General features: G+C 46.9%; 21 protein-coding genes. 14 read left to right on the forward strand and 7 right to left on the reverse strand.

What is annotated here, in order from left to right:
• Positions 1–39: 39 nt before the first annotated feature.
• The gene (gene rplS, locus GZ78_RS09700; RefSeq protein WP_034835061.1) at positions 40–393 is read left to right on the forward strand and encodes a 50S ribosomal protein L19; all 354 of its coding nucleotides are present in this window, start codon (positions 40–42) and stop codon (positions 391–393) included.
• Between the two features lie 194 nt (positions 394–587).
• Here the strand turns inward: rplS and GZ78_RS09705 are convergent, their stop codons facing one another.
• Positions 588–2,030, reverse strand: a complete 1,443-nt coding sequence (locus tag GZ78_RS09705) for an autotransporter outer membrane beta-barrel domain-containing protein (RefSeq protein ID WP_152558646.1) — start codon at positions 2,028–2,030, stop codon at positions 588–590.
• A gap of 583 nt (positions 2,031–2,613) precedes the next feature.
• On the opposite strand from GZ78_RS09705, the gene GZ78_RS09710 reads away from it, so the two are divergent.
• From GZ78_RS09710 to GZ78_RS09740, 7 genes are all read left to right on the forward strand, one after another.
• Entirely contained in the window at positions 2,614–3,489 is an 876-nt protein-coding gene (locus GZ78_RS09710; RefSeq protein WP_152558647.1) for a hypothetical protein, read from the forward strand.
• Between the two features lie 93 nt (positions 3,490–3,582).
• Positions 3,583–4,470, forward strand: coding sequence for a site-specific tyrosine recombinase XerD (gene xerD, locus GZ78_RS09715; RefSeq protein WP_034835066.1), 888 nt, complete (start codon positions 3,583–3,585; stop codon positions 4,468–4,470).
• A gap of 659 nt (positions 4,471–5,129) precedes the next feature.
• Entirely contained in the window at positions 5,130–5,474 is a 345-nt protein-coding gene (locus GZ78_RS09720; RefSeq protein WP_201772694.1) for a c-type cytochrome, read from the forward strand.
• A complete protein-coding gene (locus GZ78_RS09725; RefSeq protein ID WP_034835068.1) occupies positions 5,471–6,691 on the forward strand; it encodes a sulfite oxidase in 1,221 nt (406 codons plus the stop codon). The genes GZ78_RS09720 and GZ78_RS09725 overlap by 4 nt, the downstream gene beginning before the upstream one ends.
• The gene (locus GZ78_RS09730) at positions 6,691–7,077 is read left to right on the forward strand and encodes a hypothetical protein (RefSeq protein ID WP_034835070.1); all 387 of its coding nucleotides are present in this window, start codon (positions 6,691–6,693) and stop codon (positions 7,075–7,077) included. Before GZ78_RS09725 ends, GZ78_RS09730 begins: the two co-directional genes overlap by 1 nt.
• 9 nt (positions 7,078–7,086) lie before the next feature.
• Positions 7,087–7,458, forward strand: a complete 372-nt coding sequence (locus tag GZ78_RS09735) for a c-type cytochrome (protein ID WP_051786011.1) — start codon at positions 7,087–7,089, stop codon at positions 7,456–7,458.
• A gap of 321 nt (positions 7,459–7,779) precedes the next feature.
• A complete protein-coding gene (locus GZ78_RS09740) occupies positions 7,780–8,598 on the forward strand; it encodes a DsbC family protein (RefSeq protein ID WP_051786012.1) in 819 nt (272 codons plus the stop codon).
• Here GZ78_RS09740 and GZ78_RS28860 read toward each other — a convergent pair.
• Complete coding sequence (locus GZ78_RS28860; protein WP_152558648.1) at positions 8,508–9,047, reverse strand: hypothetical protein; 540 nt, start codon at positions 9,045–9,047, stop codon at positions 8,508–8,510. The genes GZ78_RS09740 and GZ78_RS28860 overlap by 91 nt on opposite strands.
• A gap of 378 nt (positions 9,048–9,425) precedes the next feature.
• Between GZ78_RS28860 and GZ78_RS09745 the strand changes: the two genes are divergently transcribed.
• The 4 genes from GZ78_RS09745 (at position 9,426) to GZ78_RS09760 (ending at position 14,964) form a co-directional block, all read left to right on the forward strand.
• Positions 9,426–10,727, forward strand: coding sequence for a homoserine dehydrogenase (locus GZ78_RS09745; RefSeq protein ID WP_034835072.1), 1,302 nt, complete (start codon positions 9,426–9,428; stop codon positions 10,725–10,727).
• 154 nt (positions 10,728–10,881) lie between these two features.
• Positions 10,882–12,285 carry a threonine synthase gene (thrC, locus tag GZ78_RS09750; RefSeq protein ID WP_034835074.1) on the forward strand — a complete coding sequence of 468 codons (1,404 nt, stop codon included), beginning with the start codon at positions 10,882–10,884 and terminating at the stop codon, positions 12,283–12,285.
• 189 nt (positions 12,286–12,474) lie between these two features.
• Positions 12,475–14,193 carry a single-stranded-DNA-specific exonuclease RecJ gene (gene recJ / locus GZ78_RS09755; protein WP_034835075.1) on the forward strand — a complete coding sequence of 573 codons (1,719 nt, stop codon included), beginning with the start codon at positions 12,475–12,477 and terminating at the stop codon, positions 14,191–14,193.
• Between the two features lie 165 nt (positions 14,194–14,358).
• The gene (locus GZ78_RS09760; protein ID WP_034835077.1) at positions 14,359–14,964 is read left to right on the forward strand and encodes a paraquat-inducible protein A; all 606 of its coding nucleotides are present in this window, start codon (positions 14,359–14,361) and stop codon (positions 14,962–14,964) included.
• A 7-nt stretch (positions 14,965–14,971) separates the two neighbouring features.
• Here the strand turns inward: GZ78_RS09760 and GZ78_RS09765 are convergent, their stop codons facing one another.
• The 3 genes from GZ78_RS09765 to GZ78_RS09775 all read right to left on the reverse strand — a co-directional run bounded on the left by GZ78_RS09765 (position 14,972) and on the right by GZ78_RS09775 (position 17,918).
• Positions 14,972–15,364 (reverse strand): DUF2721 domain-containing protein, encoded by a 393-nt coding sequence (locus tag GZ78_RS09765; protein WP_236631521.1) that lies wholly within the window; start codon positions 15,362–15,364, stop codon positions 14,972–14,974.
• 112 nt (positions 15,365–15,476) lie between these two features.
• Entirely contained in the window at positions 15,477–16,595 is a 1,119-nt protein-coding gene (gene dinB / locus GZ78_RS09770; RefSeq protein WP_034835078.1) for a DNA polymerase IV, read from the reverse strand.
• A 480-nt stretch (positions 16,596–17,075) separates the two neighbouring features.
• Positions 17,076–17,918 (reverse strand): hypothetical protein, encoded by an 843-nt coding sequence (locus GZ78_RS09775; RefSeq protein ID WP_034835079.1) that lies wholly within the window; start codon positions 17,916–17,918, stop codon positions 17,076–17,078.
• Positions 17,919–18,267: 349 nt separating this feature from the next.
• Here GZ78_RS09775 and GZ78_RS09780 point away from each other — a divergent pair, with 349 nt between their 5' ends.
• Together GZ78_RS09780 and GZ78_RS09785 are read left to right on the forward strand one after the other, a co-directional pair.
• On the forward strand, positions 18,268–18,870 hold the full coding sequence (locus tag GZ78_RS09780; protein ID WP_034835080.1) for a lysophospholipid acyltransferase family protein: 603 nt from the start codon (positions 18,268–18,270) through the stop codon (positions 18,868–18,870).
• A gap of 135 nt (positions 18,871–19,005) precedes the next feature.
• Entirely contained in the window at positions 19,006–19,686 is a 681-nt protein-coding gene (locus GZ78_RS09785; protein WP_034835081.1) for a response regulator transcription factor, read from the forward strand.
• Here the strand turns inward: GZ78_RS09785 and GZ78_RS09790 are convergent.
• Complete coding sequence (locus GZ78_RS09790) at positions 19,664–20,065, reverse strand: response regulator (protein ID WP_236631522.1); 402 nt, start codon at positions 20,063–20,065, stop codon at positions 19,664–19,666. The two genes, GZ78_RS09785 and GZ78_RS09790, sit on opposite strands and share 23 nt — an antisense overlap.
• Before the next feature lie 316 nt (positions 20,066–20,381).
• On the reverse strand, positions 20,382–21,380 hold a 999-nt coding region (locus GZ78_RS09795), incomplete at its 5' end, for a transposase (RefSeq protein ID WP_051786013.1).

Below are 21,380 nucleotides of genomic sequence, written 5' to 3' on the forward strand. Positions count from 1 at the left end.
AACAAGCGGAACACTTGACTAACGGGAGCAAAATTTAAGATGAGCAAGAACAGAATCATTGAAGCGCTCGAACAAGAGCAAATGACCAAGGAAATCCCAAGCTTCGGCCCTGGTGATACCTTGGTTATCCAAGTTAAGGTTAAAGAAGGCAACCGTGAGCGTCTGCAGGCGTTCGAAGGTGTCTGCATTGCCAAGCGTAATCGTGGCCTGAACTCCGCTTTCACCGTTCGCAAAATTTCCAGCGGTGTTGGCGTTGAGCGTGTTTTCCAGACATACAGCCCTCTGATCGCTTCTATCAATGTGAAGCGTCGCGGTGACGTACGTCAAGCTAAGCTGTACTACCTGCGCGCTCTGAGCGGTAAAGCGGCTCGTATCAAGGAAAAGCTCAACTAAGAGAAGCTTTCGTCTCTGGCGAAACAACTCTTTAGAGTTAACAAGGCTTTGGGCATATTTTGCCCGGAGCCATAAAAGTTCTGACAATCCGGCAACCTTGTCAGCACATAAAAAAAGCGACGAAAGTCGCTTTTTTTATATCTATAGAATCCAGTTAAAAAAAAAGACTCAGACAATCCAGAAAAGGATTAAGACTAGAACGCATAGCTCAGATGGAGACCTACTGCATTGATTTTCGCACTCTTATTCCAGTGATAATCATAGGTCAAACCCATTCCAAAACCGCTGTTCATTGCCCACTCAGCACCAACACCGGCACGATAACGCTCTTTATCCTTTTTATCAGCTTTAGTCATATTCACAGGTGTAGGCAATACAACAGGATTACTGGCGCCCGTTATCGTAGTCTTGGTTTCATCATCGTTAAAGTCATGGTAACCGGCCAGTAATCCCATCAACAGGACATTGCTGCCAGATCCCGCACCCAATCGTGTGCTCAGTTTAATACCGCCACCCAATTCAGAGATATTATAATCGGATGTTTTAACGGAATACGTATTCAGGTTGGACACTTTATCTTCGGTAAAGTCATCCAGCTTATTCTTCAGGTAGTTGTATTCAATGAAGGGCACGAAATCCACTTCACCTGCATAAAGATTCATATCTGCATGCAAAGTCACTCCCCAAAGCCTGGAATCATACTTTCCTTTTATTTTATTGCCTGCATCCTGACGGTCCTGCTTGTTTTCTGTTTTACCAAAATGCACTGCAGCCATCAGGTCAACAATATTCAAGACCCACTTCCCGTAAAGTGAACCAAGCACATAATCCTGCTTCAGTTTGACATCATTTCGAGCCTTACTGGTTTCACCCTTCAAATAGGAAAAGGCCAGACCAAGCGATAACTCATCCATGTTACCGCCACTCAGATCATAACCGAGGGTAACCCCCCCGGATTCAAGATCGTACTTACCGGCAAAATCATCCTCATCTTTACCCGAGTAATAGTTCACAACTCCCCAGAAGTTACTTTCTGAAAATCCATTTCCTGCACTCAGGCCAGAGTCAGCTCCAGAACCCAATCGATCAAAAATACTGGAGTTCACTAAAACTGTATTCTGATGAGCAATCTGGTTAGACTGCAATGCTGACGAAACCAAAGGGAAGGCGGGAACTAACGCAACTTTCGGAACAGTAGATGGCTTAAGTTCAGACGGCTCTTGCTCTACCGAAGCCATAACTGGCTCTGGCTCTGATACTGGCTCTGGCTCTGATACTGGCTTTGATACTGGCTTTGATACTGGCTTTGATACTGGTTCTGATACTGGTTCTGATACTGGTTCTGATACTGGTTCTGATACTGGCACTGGCACTGGCACTAGCACTAGCACTCGCTTTTCATCCTGACCATCAGAAGCTCCTTTCTGCTCAGCCAAATCATTTAGATAAGAAGATGCCTCAGGCACATTAAACTCAAAATTCTCACCATATTGATTCTGCGTAGAGAAAGATACTCCATTCTGGCCAACCGTACCGCCTTTAGCCTCCGTCAATAAGGAGAATGGTGCAATTCCCACCAAGACTGCAGGCAGCAACAATCTTCGGCCTGACACCAGATGAACTTTTTGCATTTTCATAAAACTCGATTCAACAATAGAATGGACTTACCCAAATAAGTTAGAAATAAGCAACGAAAGAATTCTAGACCATTATCTCGAGAAGAAAAATTCTATAAATAAATCTCACCTTTAAGCGACTGCGTCCCGCCAGAATGTAAAAATTTTGTATTTTTATATAATACTATGGTCAAATAAATAAGTTACGAATAAAAAGCAAGATTCATATTCGTTTAAAAAATAAAATCGTTTCTTAGCGAATAATAAAATAGCCACATATTACCAGACAGTATTTCCATACAAACCAACGCTGAACTAGTTTATTGCGATGTACCTTATGACACATATTTTTATTTTTTAAAAACAAACACTGCAAACATTGTATGAGTACTTACTTTATTTAAACAGCTCTTGAACCCCTATTAAAGACGCCATCTGCAGTCTACTCTCAAGCCCGGAGTTTCTATTTGGAGTCTCAATAAAATCAAACTATTTTTATAAAGGCTTATCGCAGCAGGTTTGTCTGATTATTTATTTAAATATGCACTGAATACCTGAACGGGTAGTCATCGATCATCAACATCTGAAAACGAGTAACATGATTATGTTCTGGAAGAAAGAATCGCTCTATGCTGTAATTCCTTTACTATGTGCAACTGCAATCGCCAGCTCAGCAAACGCAGATAGCCTGAGCGAAGATTTTAGTAGCCTCCCGACTTTTTCGACTCTAGACGCTCCAAAGCATGTTGCCAAATCATTTAAAGACTATACAAAAGTTCACTATGCCAGCCAGATTCGAAATGGTATTACAACAGGGCAGCAGATTTGCATTTACTCTCAGATGAAAACCATTGCTCGACTGAGCCTTCCGGGAGAAACAAGCGACAACGTATCTCCAGTGGTATCTGTAAGACTACTTGATGACGAATTCAACAAGGTATTTTACCCCCAGATCCCAAGGGATAACGCCGACAATCTATTCTATGGCCAGTTTGTCGTCATGGACTTCACTACCTATCTGAACTCCGAGGCAGCACTTCAAGCTAAAGCTGAAGCAGAAAATGATCCAAATCTTCTTTTCAAAAGACCCAGCGAGTTTTTGAATAAAAAAGGCATGTTCAAGGTTTGCGGAGTCGTCACAGCATGGCTTGACCTGACAGACCAGAACGTCAAGAAGATTACCAACCAGACCCTGCCAAAAGGTGTAGAGGCAGGACCTTCTCTACCTACTTTATCTGTCGAACATTTTCTGGAACTTAACTCCGCACAGCTGGCTGAAGCTTATGTGAACTCACAGAATGCTTACGTTGATGATTCAGCCGATGGCTGGACAACTCCCGCTCGATACGATCGCGGTAACTTCTATAGCCTTCAGAATAGAGAACGTGCCTACAAATTTGGTGCTGAATTTAATGAAACCCGGCTTCAGGAACTTGGTATTTATAACATAATTCCAGAAGAACCTACTCCCACCCCTTAACACTTCGCTGCCATGGATGGCAGATATCTGCCGACTTTACCGTTGGCCTTTTTGTCGCAATAATAGGCACTCAAATCTTTTATACAGATAATAATGCCTAACACGTCCATCGAACTGTTTCTCAATCATCTCTGGCTTGAAAAAGGCCTCAGCGAAAATACACGCGCTGCCTATAAAAGAGATATAGACTATTTTTCCTCCTGGCTTGAGCAACATCACACCGCCCCTGAAAAAGCGTCCACAAAAAACCTGACAGATTATCTGGCCTGGCGCCACACCCAAAACTTCCGGCCCAGTTCGACGGCAAGAGCACTATCCAGCTTACGCGGGTATTTTCGACACCTGCTGCGGGAAGGTAAAGTGAGTCAGGACATCACTCAACATATTGATATGCCAAAACAAGGCCGCCCTCTTCCCAAATCACTGACAGAGGCCGATGTAGAAAATCTTCTTGCAGCGCCTGACCTCAATACCGAAATCGGTATCAGAGATCGCTGCATGCTCGAGTTGCTTTATGCCTGTGGACTCAGAGTATCAGAGCTGGTCAACCTGAGCCTGGATCAAATCAATCTCAGGCAGGGCATTGTGCGAATTCAGGGTAAAGGTAACAAAGAAAGACTGGTTCCTATGGGGGAAGAAGCCCTGAACTGGCTTCAAAAATACCTGAGAGAAAGCAGGCCTTTTTTGATCAACAACCCTGACAACCGGGTGCTTTTTCCAGGACGAAATGACAACCCTATGACACGCCAGACTTTCTGGCACCGCATCAAACAACATGCAGTTACAGCCAACATTCAAAGTACCGTCTCTCCCCATGTAGTGCGACACGCCTTTGCCACTCACCTGCTAAACAATGGCGCAGACCTTCGAGTGGTTCAGCTTCTACTGGGACACAGCGATCTGTCTACCACACAGATTTATACTCATATTGCCCAGCAACGCCTGAGAGAGCTTCATAGCTCTCACCACCCCCGAGGCTGAAATTCACTTCAGCTTTTTAGCCTGAAATCTCACAAAGCCAGCCTTAATTTAGGAATAGTCCGTAAATAACTTCCTTATTTGACCACCCCCCGTTCGGGCTGAGCCTGTCGAAGCCCAGAGCCACCACCCTTCGACAGGCTCAGGGTGAACGGAGTTCATGTTTTAATCGGAGTTAACATCGGGAAGTTATTTCAAGACAAATCCTTAACAGAAGGTACGTTATCGATCAAAAAACATCCCGACTTCTTGATTGCAAGAAAATTTCAAAAACCCGTAAAATCCAATTAAATTCAGAGACAATAACCAGAAACAGGTTCAAAGTTTTATATTCTAAGATTCAATAATAAAAAATTACCTTTTTAATTAGCCAGAAAAACGATCACTTCTCATTCAATCAGCAAAAGACCGCATTAAGTTTTATTTAAGAGAAACAATAAAAATTCAATTAATTCGGTCACTACGTATATTTTCATTTGTAAAGTCCATGCAAACTTTTTAATTCAAAAGGGGGAAAGCTGTCACTCAGCTTTATCAGATCAAAATACACAGCAGATATTAATCGTTTAAAAAACACCCGCCTTTAACTAGAAACTATAAGACTATTGTCTTTTAATTAATAAGTTCGGGTTAATATCTGAAAAACTGGAAAGGCTTTCGCTTTGAAATTACCGGATTCCATCAGGTTCAATCTGAGGCCCTGGGCAGCCACAGCTCTGTTACTTATGCCTTCAGCAGTCATAACAACAGCACAGGCATCCGACAAATATGAAAAGTTAGCCAATATGTGTAGTGCCTGTCATGGTCAGGATGGAAGCAATGCTTTCAATACTATCCCTGACCTCAAGTGGCAAAATCGCGAGTACCTCATATCTCAACTGCACGCTTTCAAAAGCGGTAAACGACAGGACATTACCATGACCAAAGTCGCCCAGCTGTTGAGCGAAGAAGATATGCTGCGCCTGGCTGACCATTTCTACGCAGGCAAAAAGGACTCCTCAGAATGAACAGAAGAAAATTTCTGCAACATGCATTAACTGCATCCGCTGTTTCTATCCTGCCTGTAAGATGGGTATTTGCTGATAATCGCCCAACTGGATTGGAGCCCATTGATATCTCCAACCTGAAATGGGCCAAGGCTGAAGATCTACCCGATTATTATACCGTACTGAATACCAACCCATTGAATGCGCATCCAGCTGAACACATGCTGGACCCTGCCGTAACACCTGCCAACGTACCCTTTGTACGCTGGAACGGCCTGATGCCTGAGTTCGATAAAATTGATCCAAAGACCTGGACGTTCACAGTGGATGGCGAATCCGTTGTCGAATCCAAGACTTACACCATCGATGAGCTCAAGAGCAAGTTCAAACATCATACACAGAGACTGGTTCTTGAATGTGGCGGTAACAGCCGTAAAGGCTTCTTTCCCGGAGCCAAAGGCAACCAGTGGAATAATGCAGCAGTTTACTGTTCAGAATGGACCGGTGTGCTCCTTAGCGACGTATTAAAAGACTGTGGCGTCAAAGATGATGCGGTATACACCGGTAACCACGCCATCGACAAGCATCTCAGCGGTGAAGGCCCTGCCATTTCCCGAGGCGTTCCTATTGAAGCGGCCATGAATGATAACGCCCTGATTGCCTGGTCAATGAACGGTGATGATATCCCGTTCCGTCATGGATATCCGTTGAGAGTGGTCTTTGGAGGTCGCCCGGCTTCTGTTTCCCAGAAAGCGGCAACCGGCATCAGTGTTCGAAACAAGGTTCACGATGGCACCAAGATGGCTGCCCCCGCTTACCAGGTTCCTAAGTACCCGGTAGCACCTGGTGAAAAGGTGCCTAATGAAGACTTTGAAATTATTGAGGAAATGGTCGTCAAATCTTTGATCACTTTCCCGCAGACCGGTATAGAAATGCCGCTGGGGCAACCCCAGGAAGTCAGAGGTCATGCCTGGGCGGGTTTGAGAGAAGTCGTCAAGGTTCAAGTCAGCTATGACTATGGTACTCGCTGGCATGAAGCAGAATTGAGCAAGCCTGTGAATAAAGGCGCCTGGCAGCAATGGAGCATTAATCTGGATCTGCCAGAACAGGGTTACTATGAGATTTGGGCCAAAGCCACCGACAGCGAAGGCGACTCCCAGCCTGTTGTACAGCCTCAGTGGAACCCGAAAGGTTACCTCTTCAATGGCTGCCACCGGATTGCTGTGAGGGTTGCCTGATGCCAGGCTTCAAAACTCTGAAACTATTGCTGGTTTCGGTACTTTTATCCGGTACTGCTCTGGCCGCATCGGATGAAGCTCCGAAAAAAGAATACCCGGTGGACCCTGTGTCCGGCTTGAAGATGGCGCCGGGCTGGGAGATGGTAAACGCCCAGTGTAACGCCTGCCACACCACACTGATCGTTGGACAGAACAGTGGTGATGAAAAAGCCTGGCGTGAAACCTTACAGTGGATGATTGATACTCAGGGTCTCTGGGATCTGTCAGAAACCTGGGAGCCGATTCTGGCCTATCTCAGCACCCATTATGGTGTTGCTGATATTGATATGGAGACTTTTCGCAGGCTTCCCCTGGATCCGGCATTAATGCCTCCACCGAAAAAGTAAGGACCCCACATGTTGAAATCTGTTGCTTTATACGCTTCAGCCACCCTGGGTCTGTTGCTTTCGGCAATGCCAGCCCAGGCAGAAAAAATACTGAAGCCTAATCTGTTCAATGGTGAACAGCTGGCCAAACAAGTGTGTCTTGGCTGCCATGGCGAGACCGTACTGCCTTATATACAGCAGTATCCAAACCTTAAAGGCCAAAAACCTGCTTATATTAGCAAGCAATTAAAAGCATTTAAGTCTGGAGAGCGAGAAAACGTTTATATGCAGGTCACTGCTAAACAGCTCTCCGAGCAGGATATTGTGGACGTTGCCGAATATTACGGAACACTGCATCCTGATGATCTTAAAAGCACTGCTGACGAGGTATTAGCGCGGTAAACCTATAATTCAGCTGTTGTAATCTGCCTCTACTACAGCGCCATTTTTGGTGTCTGGTTGTCAGTCTGAGCCCCCCTCTGAATCAGACTGACTCTGCTTCGCCCCACTCCTTTCGCCAGACTCGGAGCAACCATTCACCTTTTTCTTCCCCAGGGAAGCGTGCGTGCCTGTCTCCTCGCTTACAATCCCACCCTTTTTGACTGACAATCACAGCAAAGAGTCTAAACTTCTGCACCATACTCTCCGATCTTATTGGCAGTAGCTGCCTGACTGGATTTAGACGGTCGGTCAAGAGAACAACAATATCCAAGAGGATGAGCCATGCGTCTCAGCGCACTGATTTTTACTGCCACACTGGCCGTAACACCTTTATTACAGGCTGCACCTGTAGCAGATAAAGCTATGGAAGAAGCCAGAAATGCGATTACCAAAGAACTGAAAAACCTTGACGCCAACATTCCCATTGAAAGCATTGATAAAAGTGACTGGGAAGGTGTATTCAGAGTGATCCTCAAAGGTGGCAATGTTATCTATGCCAATAAAACCGGTAAGCTTTTGTTACGAGGTGACATGCTGGACATAAAGGATGGACAGATCGTCAACCTTACTGAAGAAATCCGCAATAAAGCGGTGGCTGACCAACTGAAGTCCCTGAAAAAAGAAGAACTAATTGTGTTTTCTCCCAAAGGAGAAACCAAAGGGGTGGTTTATGCCTTTACTGATGTTGACTGCGGCTATTGCCGAAAGTTACATCAGGAAGTTCCAGAACTTAATAACATGGGCATAGAAGTCCGTTATCTGGCTTTCCCTCGCGGTGGCAAACAATCTCCAGCCTATACCAAAATGGTTGAAGCCTGGTGCTCCCCAGATAGAAAGGAAGCCATGTCCGAGTTGAAAACCGGACAAGAGATTTCCACACTGGCCTCCAAACAGGACATGGAAAAAAGCCAGTGCGAAGCTCTGATTGAAGCGCAGTTCCAGATGGGTCTGAATCTTGGTGTCAGTGGCACACCCGCCCTGTTCCTTGAAAACGGAAAAGCCATACCTGGTTATCGCCCTGCTGCAGAACTTGCCAGGATTATGGGCATAACACCCACTCCTGCACCTGTTCCCGCACCCGCTTCTTCTCCCAAGAAGTAAAGCTCTGGCAGGGTACGCAGAAAATTCGTACCCTGCCCCGACTTCGACGTAAAATTGTTATAGAGCCGCCTCAATAATGGACTTCCGTCCTTTTCTTCCAGCATTAATTCCGTGGCATTAGAAGCCTTTATGGCACCCTTTCGATTATTAATCCCGTAGTGCTCCTTGAAACTAACGCTGAACGACCATTTTTCATAGCTGGTTGAACCTATCCGCTTCATGACCTGACCATGTTCCAGATTGACATAGCCACTGGGCAGGTCATTGACAGACAATGCCTCAGCCAACTTTTCATGATCCGTAATTCGTTCTTTTGCTGACAATGGCAGTGCTGTCATCGCCAGAACCAGAGAGAAAAGAGCGACTCCGGCATTTCTGCCAGAAGATCCGTTCTGCCATGCGCCGCTGAAATAATGTTTTGTATCCCTACAGGGTGAAGGCTTCTTCATGGTAACCATGCCCCATATTTGAAAACAGAACCCACAGGATAGAGCGAGATGACCACTCCATTGCGGATAGCCTGCAAACAGTCCGGGTAGACTATCGCCCTTAAGGGCGGTTTATGGCTATAATCCCCGATCAATTGATAAGAATCAGAGTGCTTTCTGTCTCTGAAAGCCGTCGACACAAACATGGAGTCTGACCAAGATCAGATAGCTCGTCCTGAAGCCCAGGAAAAAGTGACATTATTTCCGTTGAGTTTGCTCAGATAGGTCAACTATTCGCACTAATACAACGGAAAAAATGCTCTATTCTACTGAGCCTTATACTTGAGCACTGACCCCGGTCAGAATCCAGGTTGAAACCAGCTCCTGGGGGATAACAGTTTGAAACCGGTCAAAGTAGGAATATGTGGCCTGGGTACCGTAGGCAGCGGTACATTTAATGTACTGACTCGCAATGCCAACAGCATTGCTGCACGAACTGGCAGACCCATTATTGTAGAGCAGATTGGAGCCCGCAGGGACAATCCAGCCTCTGACACCTCAACTACACAAATGACCCGTGACATTTTTGACGTCGCTCGCAACCCGGACGTAGATATTCTGGTTGAACTGATTGGCGGTTACGACGTTGCCAAGGAGTTAATTCTCACAGCCATTGAACATGGCAAGCACGTAGTCACCGCTAACAAGGCCCTGATTGCAGAGCATGGCAATGAGATTTTCCAGGCAGCTCGAGAGAAAAATGTCGTTGTCGCCTATGAGGCGGCCGTGGCTGGAGGCATTCCTGTCATTAAATGCCTGAGAGAAGGCCTGTCGGGCAACCAGATTAACTGGCTGGCTGGCATCATCAATGGTACCGGTAACTTTATTCTGACTGAAATGGGCGACAAGAATCGTCCATTTGAAGAAGTACTTTCTGAAGCTCAGGCTCTGGGTTATGCAGAAGCTGACCCGACCTTTGACGTAGAAGGTATTGATGCCTGCCACAAACTGACCATTATGGCTGCCATTGCCTTTGGTATTCCCCTGAATTTTGAGCGCGCCTATACAGAAGGTATCAGCCGTGTAACACCTGCGGATATTCAATACGCTGAAGAATTGGGCTATCGCATCAAGCATCTGGGTATCGCCAGGCAGGCTGATGAAGGCGTTGAGCTGAGGGTTCACCCGACACTGATTCCTGCTTCTCGCCCCCTGGCCAACATCAACGGTGTTCTAAACTCTGTAGTCATCAATGCCGACGCCGTGGGTGAAACGATGATGGTTGGCCCCGGTGCAGGTGCCGAGCCAACAGCGTCTTCTGTCGTAGCTGACATCATGGACATTGCCCGTGCACTGGAAGCGCCTCAGACAACACCTAACCCACTGGGTTTTGTTGAAAATGCTTTGAAAAGCACGCCAGTACTTCCTATCGGTGAAACACTGAGCGCCAACTACCTGAGAATCCATGCAGACGATCACCCTGGTGTCATGAACGCGATCACCCAGATTCTCAGTGATCACGGCATTAATATCGACGCCATCACCCAAAAAGCTATCCGCGAGAGTGATGGTTTCGCAGACATTGTCATCCTGACCCAGACGATAAAAGAATCAACCCTCGACAAGGCCATCAATAAAATTGAAGGTCTGATCGATATCCAGGCTCCTATCACACGTATTCGTGTTGAAACCATGGCCTGAAACCTGTTGAGTTCGAAACAGGTTTAGATTGAATTCCAGAGAGCATAAGCCTGCCGGGCTTATGCAAAAGGAGTGAAGCCTGAAGGCTCACTCTTCATGGCACTGCTCATAACAGAGAACGCCATGAACTCATAAACATTAGATGGAATAAGCTGTGAAATACATCAGTACCCGGGGACAGGGCGGAGAAAAGAGTTTTCAGGAAGTGCTTCTTGCTGGACTGGCAGAAGATGGCGGATTATATGTTCCAGCTGAACTGCCCCAGTTTGACCTGGAAAAAATCCGCTCATTGAGAGGCCTCCCCTACAATGAACTGGCTTTTGAAGTCATCAAACCTTTTGTGGCTGGAGACATTCCAGACGCCAAGCTGAAGGAAATGATTGACGACAGCTATGCTGCATTTTCCCATGAAGCAGTCGCTCCCCTGACTCAACTGAAAAGTCATCAGTGGGTGATGGAGCTGTTCCATGGCCCTACCCTGGCTTTCAAAGATTTTGCTTTGCAACTGCTTGGCAGGCTGCTGGACTACGTTCTTACAGAAAGAGGTGAGCGTGCTGTTGTTCTGGGAGCCACTTCCGGAGACACAGGTTCTGCTGCCATTGAAGGCTGTCGCCACAGCGAAGCACTGGATATATTCATCCTGCACCCCTATCAGAGAGTGTCTGAAGTCCAGAGACGACAGATGACGACGGTATTGGACAGCAACGTATATAACATCGCTGTGCAGGGTAACTTCGATGACTGTCAGGCCATGGTCAAGCAGTGCTTTGCTGACCAGTCTTTTCTGCCCCGGTCTTCAGAAAAAAAGACTCGCCTGGTCGCTGTTAACTCCATCAACTGGGCCCGAATCATGGCTCAGGTCGTGTATTACTTTCATGCCTCACTGGAACTCGGTGGACCGGACAGAGAAATCGCATTCTCGGTACCCACCGGTAACTTTGGCGATATTTTTGCCGGTTACATAGCCCGTGGTATGGGACTGCCTGTCAGCAAACTGATCGTCGCTACCAACCGTAATGACATCCTGCACCGTTTCTTCCAGAATAACGATTACAGTAAACAGAGCCTTGAACACACGCTGTCACCCAGCATGGACATCATGGTCTCCAGCAATTTCGAACGCCTGTTGTTCGACCTGAACGACCGGGATGGCCAGGCTCTGGCTGAGCTGATGGCGACGTTTGAAAAAACGGGCAAACTGTCTGCTTCAGAACAAAGCTGGCAGAAAATCCGTGAATTGTTCGACAGCAGTCGTACTGATGATCAGGATACCTGTGACGCTATTAAAGCTCTGTTTGATCGTACTGAATATTTGGCCGATCCTCACACAATCACTGGCATTCGTGCTCTTGAAGAACTGGAAACAGACAGCCGTACTCCCAATCTAGTACTGGCAACGGCGCATCCGGTAAAATTCCCTGAGGCCATTGAAAAAGCCGGCCTGGATACACCCGAACTGCCTCATCACATGAAAGACCTTCTGGAACGTGAAGAGAGATACGATGTAGTGGATAACGACCTGAACTCTGTGAAAAAGTTTATTCACACTCATCTCTGAACCTGATGGTCATAGCTGATGGCAGCAAACTCGTAAAGCCCCATGAGCCTGTATCTATACGACAGCAGGTGATTGGGGTGAGTGCAGGCAAGTGATTTCCAGCCCAACAACATACTCCCCCCTGTGCTCTGCCGCTCTCTGTGATAGAGTAAGTCGATACTTCCCTATTCAGATAGCCCAGAACACTTCATGCCACTTCAGATCACTCGACGCACCCACAACCCTCTCCCGTTAACTGATGGCATCCACCCGCTGCTGGCTCGCATATACAGCGCCCGGGGCATTAGTGATCCTTCAGAGATCAGCCGCCAGTTGAAGGGTCTTCAGAACTACAAAAGTCTCAAGGATATTGAAAAAGCGGCCAGCCTTCTGGCTGATGCTATTTACGAGCAAAAACGCATTTTAATTGTCGGAGATTTTGACTGTGATGGCGCCACCAGCAGTGCACTGGGCGTACTGGCTCTGAGGCAGATGGGAGGGTTAGCTGATTATCTGGTGCCCAACCGGTTTGAATACGGCTACGGCCTAACCCCTGAAATTGTCCAGGTCGCCCGAGAATACCAGCCTGAAGTGCTGGTGACTGTTGATAATGGCATCTCCAGTATTGACGGTGTAGCTGCGGCAAAATCACAGGGATGGACAGTCATTGTTACTGATCACCATCTGGCAGGTGAGGAAATTCCTGAGGCTGACGCCATCGTTAACCCGAATCAGCCTGACTGCCCTTTTGCGGGTAAGAATACTGCCGGCGTAGGCATTATTTTCTATGTCATGTGTGCATTGAGAACCGAGCTACGACAACGCGGCTGGTTTAAAGGCAAGACCGAGTTCAACCCTTTTCAATTACTGGATCTGGTGGCACTGGGCACTATTGCTGATGTTGTCAGTCTCGACGCTAACAACCGCATACTGGCTTATCAGGGACTGGCAAGAATTCGTGCAGGGCATTGTCGTCCTGGTATCCAGGCATTGATTGAGATCTCCGGTCGACAACAGTCTCGCCTGACCTCTTCGGATCTGGGGTTTGCCTTGGGACCCCGGCTGAATGCAGCAGGACGACTGGATGATATGTCTACCGGTATTGAATTGTTACTGACTGAGCGTATTGAGTCCGCCCGAGAATTAGCGGCTGAACTGGATGGACTCAACCGGGACAGAAAAGAGATTGAAGCGGGTATGCAGGTTGAAGCGATGCGTCATCTGTCCAGTCTGGAGCTCGACAAGCAATCGGACCTGCCTTGGGGAGTCAGTCTTTTTCAGGAGGGCTGGCATCAGGGGGTAGTGGGCATTCTGGCTTCAAGGGTCAAGGAGAAGCTGCATCGTCCAGTGATCGCTTTTGCAGAGGCCGACAATGGAGAAATTAAAGGGTCTGCAAGGTCCATCAAGGGCCTTCATATGCGCGATGCCCTGGACAGTGTTGCCCGGGAGAACCCCGGACTGATCATAAAGTTTGGTGGCCATGCCATGGCAGCCGGCCTCAGTATCTACAAAAAAGATTTTGATACTTTTGCGCAGGCTTTTGATCACATTGTTAAACAGGGGCTGACGACCGAACAACTGGAAGCTGAGATTCACACGGATGGTGAGCTGGGGGCTGCAGAGCTGACCATGGATACTGCTCAGATTTTAAGAGAGGCGGGGCCATGGGGGCAAAATTTTCCTGAACCCTCATTCGATGGCCGGTTTCAAATCATCCAGCAAAGACTGGTTGGGCAAAAGCATCTGAAAATGGTTCTTAAAGTACCCTCATCAGAATATTATGTGGATGCCATTGCATTCAACATCGACCCGGGTCAGTGGCCAAACCAGAATATCAACACAGTGAATGTCGTTTACAAGCTGGACATTAACGAGTTTAGAGGCCAGCAGAGCTTACAACTGATCGTAGATCATCTCGAATCTGCCTGACCTATAGTTGCCAGTGAAAGAATCTCCAGTACCCTGCCAATAGCCGGTGAGTCCGACCAGGACAAACCCGGCTATTGACGCCCATAAACTCTGAGAAGATTGTTCTTTTAAGATTTCTAAACTATTTTAGAGGCTTGATAATTCTAACCAGACGATACAAAAAGAATGACTGAACCCCGTATTTCCGGTATTGCAGCCCCCCTGATTGTTCTCATTATTTCATTGGGTTTATTAATCCCCGGGATCACCCAGCCTCTTATCACCCTTCAGGCCGACATGAATCGCCAAGCCCTGGTTAAGGAGGGTCAGAAGATCATGGAACAACAGTCCATGCATCCTACCCTGCTGTCTATGGCCAACCAGTTTCTTGCCAACCTGAAGGTGGAAGGACAAAGCCGGGTTTATGAGAAAACCCGAAGCATTCTGGGAACCGCCAAAGACCTCTGGAATTTTGGCTATGCCTTTGTGGCCATTCTTATTCTGACCTTCAGCGTCTTGATTCCAACGCTTAAAAGCCTGCTTTTACTGGCGTCGTGCCATTCATCATCACGAGAGGCCGCACTGAAAATCAATGCCATTCTAGGTAAATGGTCTATGGCTGATGTGTTCGCAATGGGCGTTCTTATTGCTATGCTGGCGGCTAACGCGGCTTCTTCAGAGAGTGCTCTGCTTAACTTTCAGGCAGAGCTTCATTCTGGTTTTTACTGGTTTGTTGCCTACTGTCTGGTGTCTGGATTAGCCGGACAGTGGTTATTGAAAAAGCGGTTATAAAAACCGCTTAATCCTCCATTTCACTCACTTGCAGTTCCAATGCATCAATCGAAATTTTAATCTCTGCAAGACAGATAACCAGAGAAATTAACAATGCCAGCAGACTGATGCCAAAAAGAATAAAGCCCAGCTGATATTTCCCCATATGCAGAAGAAACATCACCAGGACACAACAGATAAAACTGACAATGCCAGCCCCTTGCATATGCTTGATTAATATCATCCTTCGTCGAAGGTTTTCCATCTGCCCCTTAATATGAAGGTTATCCGGGTGTTTTTTAAATTCACCGTGAAGGTTTCTGATCAAAGAAGCCAGCGCCAAAAACTTGTTGGTATACGATAAAAATAAAAGAGAAATAGCCGGAAACAGCAGAGCGGGAGTTGTTAGATTCAGCTCCATGGGACCTTTATCTGAGATTGAATGTTGAGGGAGTTATAAGTTTATAACCTTCCTGCACTGCATTCAAACAACCATGAAATTTAAATACGGTTTATCAAGTAGAGCATTTAACCTAAAGAGACTGGGAGTGCTTCATTTTCATAGTAAAGAGTTCCAGCTGCTGCATTTGTCCGGACGTTCTCAGATCCAATAATCGTACACCCACTCCCAGCAGCCTGACTGGCTTATTACCTCTTTGCCATGCCCTGATCAACAGTTCTCTGAAATGCGCCTCAGGAGGCTGGTCGTCACGCTCTATCATTTCTTCCAATGTGGTTTGAGTGAAATCATTAAACTTCACTTTTACAAATCGTTTGGTGACAGAGTATTCATTCTTTATTTTCTGAAAGCGCTGCGCAAGATCCTCAAGCAGAGGCTTAACCTGAGTCAGTATCGATTGTTCAGTATGCAGGTCTTCATCGTAAGTATGCTCAACAGATAACGACTTTCGTCTTCTATCCAGTTCCAGTGCTCTATCATCCACACCTCTGGACAGCTCCCACAGCCTTTCTCCAAAGCTGCCAAACCAACGGCATAATTCTACTGGCGAATATTGCCTCAGCATACCGCACGTCTTTATACCTTTACTGTGAAGTTTCTCAGCAGTTACCTTGCCTACACCGTGAATTTTTTCGACGGGCAACTCAAATACGAAGTCCTGAACCTGGTCCGGCGTAATCACACAGAGTCCATTAGGTTTATTCCAGTCGGAAGCGACCTTGGCCAAGAATTTATTAGGCGCTACACCCACAGATACAGTGATCCCAACCTCATCCCTGACTGCCTGCATTATCTCTCTGGCCATCAGGGTACCACTGCCTCTGCAGTGTTTGGCTTGGGAAACATCCAGGTAAGCTTCATCCAGTGAGAGTGGTTCTATCATCTCGGTGTAGCGGTGAAAAATGGCGTGCATCTGTCGTGAAGCGGCTTTATAGACATCAAACCTGGCGGGTAAAATAATCAGCTCCGGGCACAGCCTGAGCGCCTGATAAGAAGCCATGGCTGAATGCACACCCGACTTTCGGGCAGCATAACTGCAAGTGGCTATCACCCCTCGACGCTCCGCCTTCCCTCCTACAGCAAATGCCTTGCCTTTTAAGGTGGGGTCATCCCTTTCTTCTACAGAACAGTAAAAGGCATCGGCATCTACGTGGAGAATTTTTCTCTGAACGGGTGAGCTCTCTTCTGGCATGACAGGATCAGGAAAGTTTGAATGGGTTATTGAAGTCTAACGACAGAAGAAAATGGAGACAATAGAAGTCGCTGTTTTTTTATACAGTAACAAGCTGTGCCTGCGTAATAAACTGGAACCCCGAAACTCTGATTCAGGCACGCTTTATTAAAGGTACTTGTGCAGCCAAGTGCCACTTCCCATAACGTTCGCAGTGAGCCTGTCGGAGTGCATTATTAGCATCCTTCAACGGGCTCAGGATGAACGGAGTATGTATGCACATTAACGCTTGGTTGCATTAGCGTCTGGATATGGGTAAGAAGCTAAAGGCTTTAAAATGGCCATTCCTTCATCAGATACCCATCACTCATAGCGAGAAAATGTCCAAATCCGGCTTTTTCGCAGTAGGTCAGTGGTAAGCTCTACAGCCCCCCAGACAAAACAGAAGGCCGAGAGCTCATGATAATATCAGAACTCAGCCCTTCTGATTCCAAACCCATTTCATTCCTGCCTTTGAACAAACCCCATTGCTTCCACCTGAGCCTTCATTTTTTCAATATCGCTTTCCACTTCTCTCAGAGGTTCAGCCAAAGAAGCCTTGAATGACTCAAACGGCTCTATCATGGCCTGTTTTTTTTCAGCCATGACTTGAGTCGCCTGAAGACTGGCCCGAGCAGCTTCAACAAAATGGTCTGGTGTGTTGGGAGGAATTTGCCCTTGAGATACAGAGCGAATGAATGCGGATGACGCGCTATGACTTCCTCCATAGAGAGATGTGACCTCTGCTCTTCTTACTTTGACATTCTCAAAAGCTTCCTTATATTCCTTGTTAGCTTGAGTGAGTACGGAATAGTCTACTTTCTTATCATACAGCTGAGTCAACTTGTCTGAGAACATATACTTTGACAGCTCTTCTCCCTTGGCCAGAGCTACCCCCTGATCCGCAATGACAGAAGCCTCCTCCAACTGACGAGATCGATTCTCTGCATTAACAAGTGGCCTCAGATTCTGGAAATTATGTGAAGCAATACCAAGCCCTTTAACGGTGTAGCCAATGAGGCCACCAGCGCCTGTGATCACGCAACTGCCCACATCGCCCACCAGATTGACCGACCTTGCAGCAAGAGCAACCAGCGCTCCAAAAGCAAGGCCGCCGGCGGCTCCGGCATAAGGCTCAAAGCGGGAAGGCAAAAAATAGTGAAAAGGCGCTTCAACTTCGTATTTTTTCCAGAAATTTTTAGGTTGTTCTTGATCAGAGGGCGTTGATCGCCCTGAATTCTGCGCCTCAGAACCTGCTGAAGTAGGACAAGGTGAGTTAGATCGGCTGGTAATAGAACCATACATATTAAAATCATCCGTAAATCATTGATATTCAGCTTCTTTGACTGCCTTGCCCCTCGATAGTTCCTACCCGAAATCAGCAGCATAAACACCAAAGCCACTCCCCCGCTTATTGCAACCCCGAATATTTACGTATTTTCAATCAGATAATAAAAGCGTCAAATCGCACTCCGTTTGATTGCCCTCTCAGGGCCTGACTCCCATTGCCTGAATTCGATGAGTGCATAAAAACCATTCATTCTCAGAGCTATTACGGAATACATACAAACCAAGTACCCACAGCAAATGAAGCGCACAGGCTCGGTAGATTGCCAGCTTGAAAGTGCTCATGGTCAAAGATTAAGGCTTGCATATGCGCTTAACGGTGTTTAATACGCCGATCATCAGTCAGCTGTTGAAGGTTCTGGCTAGACTGTGTCTGTTGATTTCCGGCTGGAAGATTGAAGGTAATAAGCCCCGGGTGCCTCGCTATATTCTGGTAGCTGCCCCTCATACGAGTAACTGGGATTTCTTTATTGGCATGGCCGTGGGTCTGAGCCATGGTATAGGTGCTTATTGGCTGGGAAAGTCCAGTCTGTTCTGGGGTCCCTTAGGCCCCATCATGCGCTGGCTGGGAGGAATCCCTGTCGATCGGGCCCGCAGAAGTAGCCTGGTCGAACAGAGCATTGGTTGCTTCAAAGGCAATAAACAACTCGGTCTGGTTATTTGCCCTGAAGGCACCCGCTTAAAAGGCGATCGCTGGAGAACAGGCTTCTACCATATTGCCAAGGGGGCTGAAGTTCCTATTATTCTGGCTTATCTGGATTTCCAGAAGAAAAAAGCCGGCTTTGGACCAGTGATCAAGCCCGGATGCAGCATGGAAAAAGACCTGGCAGAAATCCAGGCTTTCTATGAAAAAAAACAGGGTAAGTTTCCCAAATGCTTCAGCCCTGTTTTATCCCAGGGGCAGGTCTGACTCTTCTTCACACAACTCCCGCCGATAAAAATCTGCATACAGGAAAAAGCCGGATCTCATAAGCAGGTTCGGCCTTCAAAACAATAACAACCGGTCAGCCTTTACAGCTCACCGGGTAAATGGCACTCTGAGCTAATGGAATACAAGATTATCATTGCAGACGACCACCCTTTATTCAGGGCTGCTATACAGGCAGCGCTGCGACAGGGGCTGGAAAATCCTGAAGTTTATGAAGCCGGATCCATTGGCGCACTGCAAAATATTCTTGAACAAATACCCTCACCTGATCTGATTCTTCTTGATTTACATATGCCCGGAGCTCACGGTCTTTCCGGGCTAATATTTCTGCGGGGACAATATCCGAAAGTCCCTGTTGTTATTGTTTCTGCTTCTGAAGACTCACAAGTCATTCACCGTTCCATGCAGCATGGCGCCAACGGCTTTATTCCCAAGTCTTCTCCATTGGATGTTTTGAAAATCGCGGTCACACAGGTGCTGGAAGGTGATACCTGGCTGCCTGAATCACTTCCAGAACTGCCTGAGCAATGGGAAACATCAGAACTGGAGCAAAAGCTGGCAACATTAACGCCTCAACAGTTCAGAGTTTTGGGCATGATCAGCGAAGGTCTATTAAACAAACAGATCGCTTATGAACTGGAAGTTTCAGAAGCCACAATAAAAGCCCATGTCACCGCTATTTTTAAAAAACTGGGAGTGCGCAGCAGAACCCAGGCCGTCATTGCTATGAATGAGCTGGAGATTGAGCAGCCCAGCCTTGGCAACGACAACCCCTCTATCGAGCCCCCTCCTGCTTAGCCTCAAATAAAGCCTTCACTGGAACAGGCGCTGTCAGCGAAGTCATTAAAGCTCTTAACGATGCGGGTTTAACTGGTTTACCCATGATCTTTATATCCAGATCACGACACCGATCACGAACACTGTCTTGTTTATCAGCAGTAATCAGAATGGCCGGCACTGGAACAGACGACAACTTGCGTAGCTCCTCAACCAGCTGAATGCCATCTATGCAGTCATCCAGGCGATAATCAACCAACAGAATATCAGGCAGGCCACATTCCTCGACGACCTTGCGCGCTTCTTTCACACTGCCCGCAGAATAAATCTGGCAACCCCATCGAACCAGCAGACTTTCCATACCCAGAAGTATTTCAGGCTCATTATCAATACATAGCACCGTTAACCCTAGGCCCTCTTGTTTGTGTTAGCAAAGCCGGAATTCAGTCATGAACTCCGGCTTTGTTAGGTGTGTATCCATACTCATCATTTATCAGTCAATTCAACCCAAAAGACATCATCATCTTCTGAAAACTAACCGGCATATTTCATTCACAACCACAAGAAGCCAGCAATTCCCGCTGACCATTAATAAATGTTCGATCCAATAGATTATTTTGATGCCATTTATTCGGGCTGAACAACACCCGACTGCTTAATCAGCCAATCTGTCAGCAAGTTCTAAACACAGGAAATCAGGGCCACCAGTATCTTTGCTACGTGGTATCAACTACCAGGTGCTTTAAGCTGGCACTCCTGCCTTCAGTAATCGCTGCAAACACGTCTTCCCAGTTTTCGATGGTGAACCAGTCAAATAATCCCCTGATCGCATGCCATAGCGCTTTTTTGGACTTCTTTGCTTCAAGAGCCTGCTGGAAGAACTTGCAAGCCAGCTGCTCTATCTGGTCGATGAGGAAGGCGCTGAACGTCAGGCAGGCCAGATTGGTCGCCAGATGTTGCTTTCCGTGCCCGTAATTGTGTTCGAGGTGGTAGCCCTGTGTTTTTAGCGTGTTAAAGGTTTCGTTCTCAATTTTCCACTTAGCGCGGCCTCCTCGCATGACTTTCGCCACATTCTCCTGAGTGAGTTGAATATCGGTTATCCATGTGTTGACGTATTTTTTGCCTTTCGGATCAGTTTCGACGTATTCGAGGTAGTTGACCAGTGTCTTTTTATGAGACTTATTGATGGAGACGTTGTTCACGAACCGGAACCAATGCTTATGACCCTTTTCATCGGTAAACTGATAGCGTTTCACTTTGTCAGCCTTATCCAGTTCGTCAACCGATTCATAAAGCGACGTATGCGAAGTGTCCTTTGCCACCATGATGAAGCTGTATCCGTGGGATTTCACCAGCTTGATGGTCGGGCCGTCGGAGTAAAGATCGTCGAAGTTCAGAACCAGCTTAAGGTGTGGGTGCTCTCTGGATATGTTTGACAGAAGTCGTTTCAACGCCGTTTTTTCACAGTCATTCTTTGAGGCATCCACCTGCTGAATAATGGGTTCCGGCATTAAAGGGAGTACTTCCTTTTTGCCCGGCTTTACCAGACAGCAAGCTAATAGCTGGTGATAGTACTGAGGATTCTTGCTACCTGGCTTTTTTACGCAGCATTCCGGGCAGTCAATTTTACCTGAGCTGAAATGTCCAGTTCCATCAATTGGCGCGAGATAGCCTTCGTCAAAATATTCGAACTGCCTGAGGCGCCCGGAGCGTTG

Source organism: Endozoicomonas numazuensis (assembly GCF_000722635.1).
Lineage (GTDB): Bacteria > Pseudomonadota > Gammaproteobacteria > Pseudomonadales > Endozoicomonadaceae > Endozoicomonas_A > Endozoicomonas_A numazuensis.

Excerpts from the sequence above, each read along its gene's own strand:
- xerD (WP_034835066.1), top strand. The coding sequence starts at position 3,583 with ATGCCTAACACGTCCATCGAACTGTTTCTCAATCATCTCTGGCTTGAA.
- dinB (WP_034835078.1), bottom strand. The coding sequence starts at position 16,595 with ATGCCAGAAGAGAGCTCACCCGTTCAGAGAAAAATTCTCCACGTAGAT.
- recJ (WP_034835075.1), top strand. The coding sequence starts at position 12,475 with ATGCCACTTCAGATCACTCGACGCACCCACAACCCTCTCCCGTTAACT.
- GZ78_RS09730 (WP_034835070.1), top strand. The coding sequence starts at position 6,691 with ATGCCAGGCTTCAAAACTCTGAAACTATTGCTGGTTTCGGTACTTTTA.
- GZ78_RS09765 (WP_236631521.1), bottom strand. The coding sequence starts at position 15,364 with ATGGAGCTGAATCTAACAACTCCCGCTCTGCTGTTTCCGGCTATTTCT.
- GZ78_RS09775 (WP_034835079.1), bottom strand. The coding sequence starts at position 17,918 with ATGTATGGTTCTATTACCAGCCGATCTAACTCACCTTGTCCTACTTCA.
- GZ78_RS09725 (WP_034835068.1), top strand. The coding sequence starts at position 5,471 with ATGAACAGAAGAAAATTTCTGCAACATGCATTAACTGCATCCGCTGTT.
- GZ78_RS09760 (WP_034835077.1), top strand. The coding sequence starts at position 14,359 with ATGACTGAACCCCGTATTTCCGGTATTGCAGCCCCCCTGATTGTTCTC.
- GZ78_RS09740 (WP_051786012.1), top strand. The coding sequence starts at position 7,780 with ATGCGTCTCAGCGCACTGATTTTTACTGCCACACTGGCCGTAACACCT.
- GZ78_RS09785 (WP_034835081.1), top strand. The coding sequence starts at position 19,006 with ATGGAATACAAGATTATCATTGCAGACGACCACCCTTTATTCAGGGCT.
- GZ78_RS28860 (WP_152558648.1), bottom strand. The coding sequence starts at position 9,047 with ATGAAGAAGCCTTCACCCTGTAGGGATACAAAACATTATTTCAGCGGC.
- GZ78_RS09735 (WP_051786011.1), top strand. The coding sequence starts at position 7,087 with ATGTTGAAATCTGTTGCTTTATACGCTTCAGCCACCCTGGGTCTGTTG.
- GZ78_RS09780 (WP_034835080.1), top strand. The coding sequence starts at position 18,268 with ATGCGCTTAACGGTGTTTAATACGCCGATCATCAGTCAGCTGTTGAAG.
- GZ78_RS09710 (WP_152558647.1), top strand. The coding sequence starts at position 2,614 with ATGTTCTGGAAGAAAGAATCGCTCTATGCTGTAATTCCTTTACTATGT.
- rplS (WP_034835061.1), top strand. The coding sequence starts at position 40 with ATGAGCAAGAACAGAATCATTGAAGCGCTCGAACAAGAGCAAATGACC.
- GZ78_RS09705 (WP_152558646.1), bottom strand. The coding sequence starts at position 2,030 with ATGAAAATGCAAAAAGTTCATCTGGTGTCAGGCCGAAGATTGTTGCTG.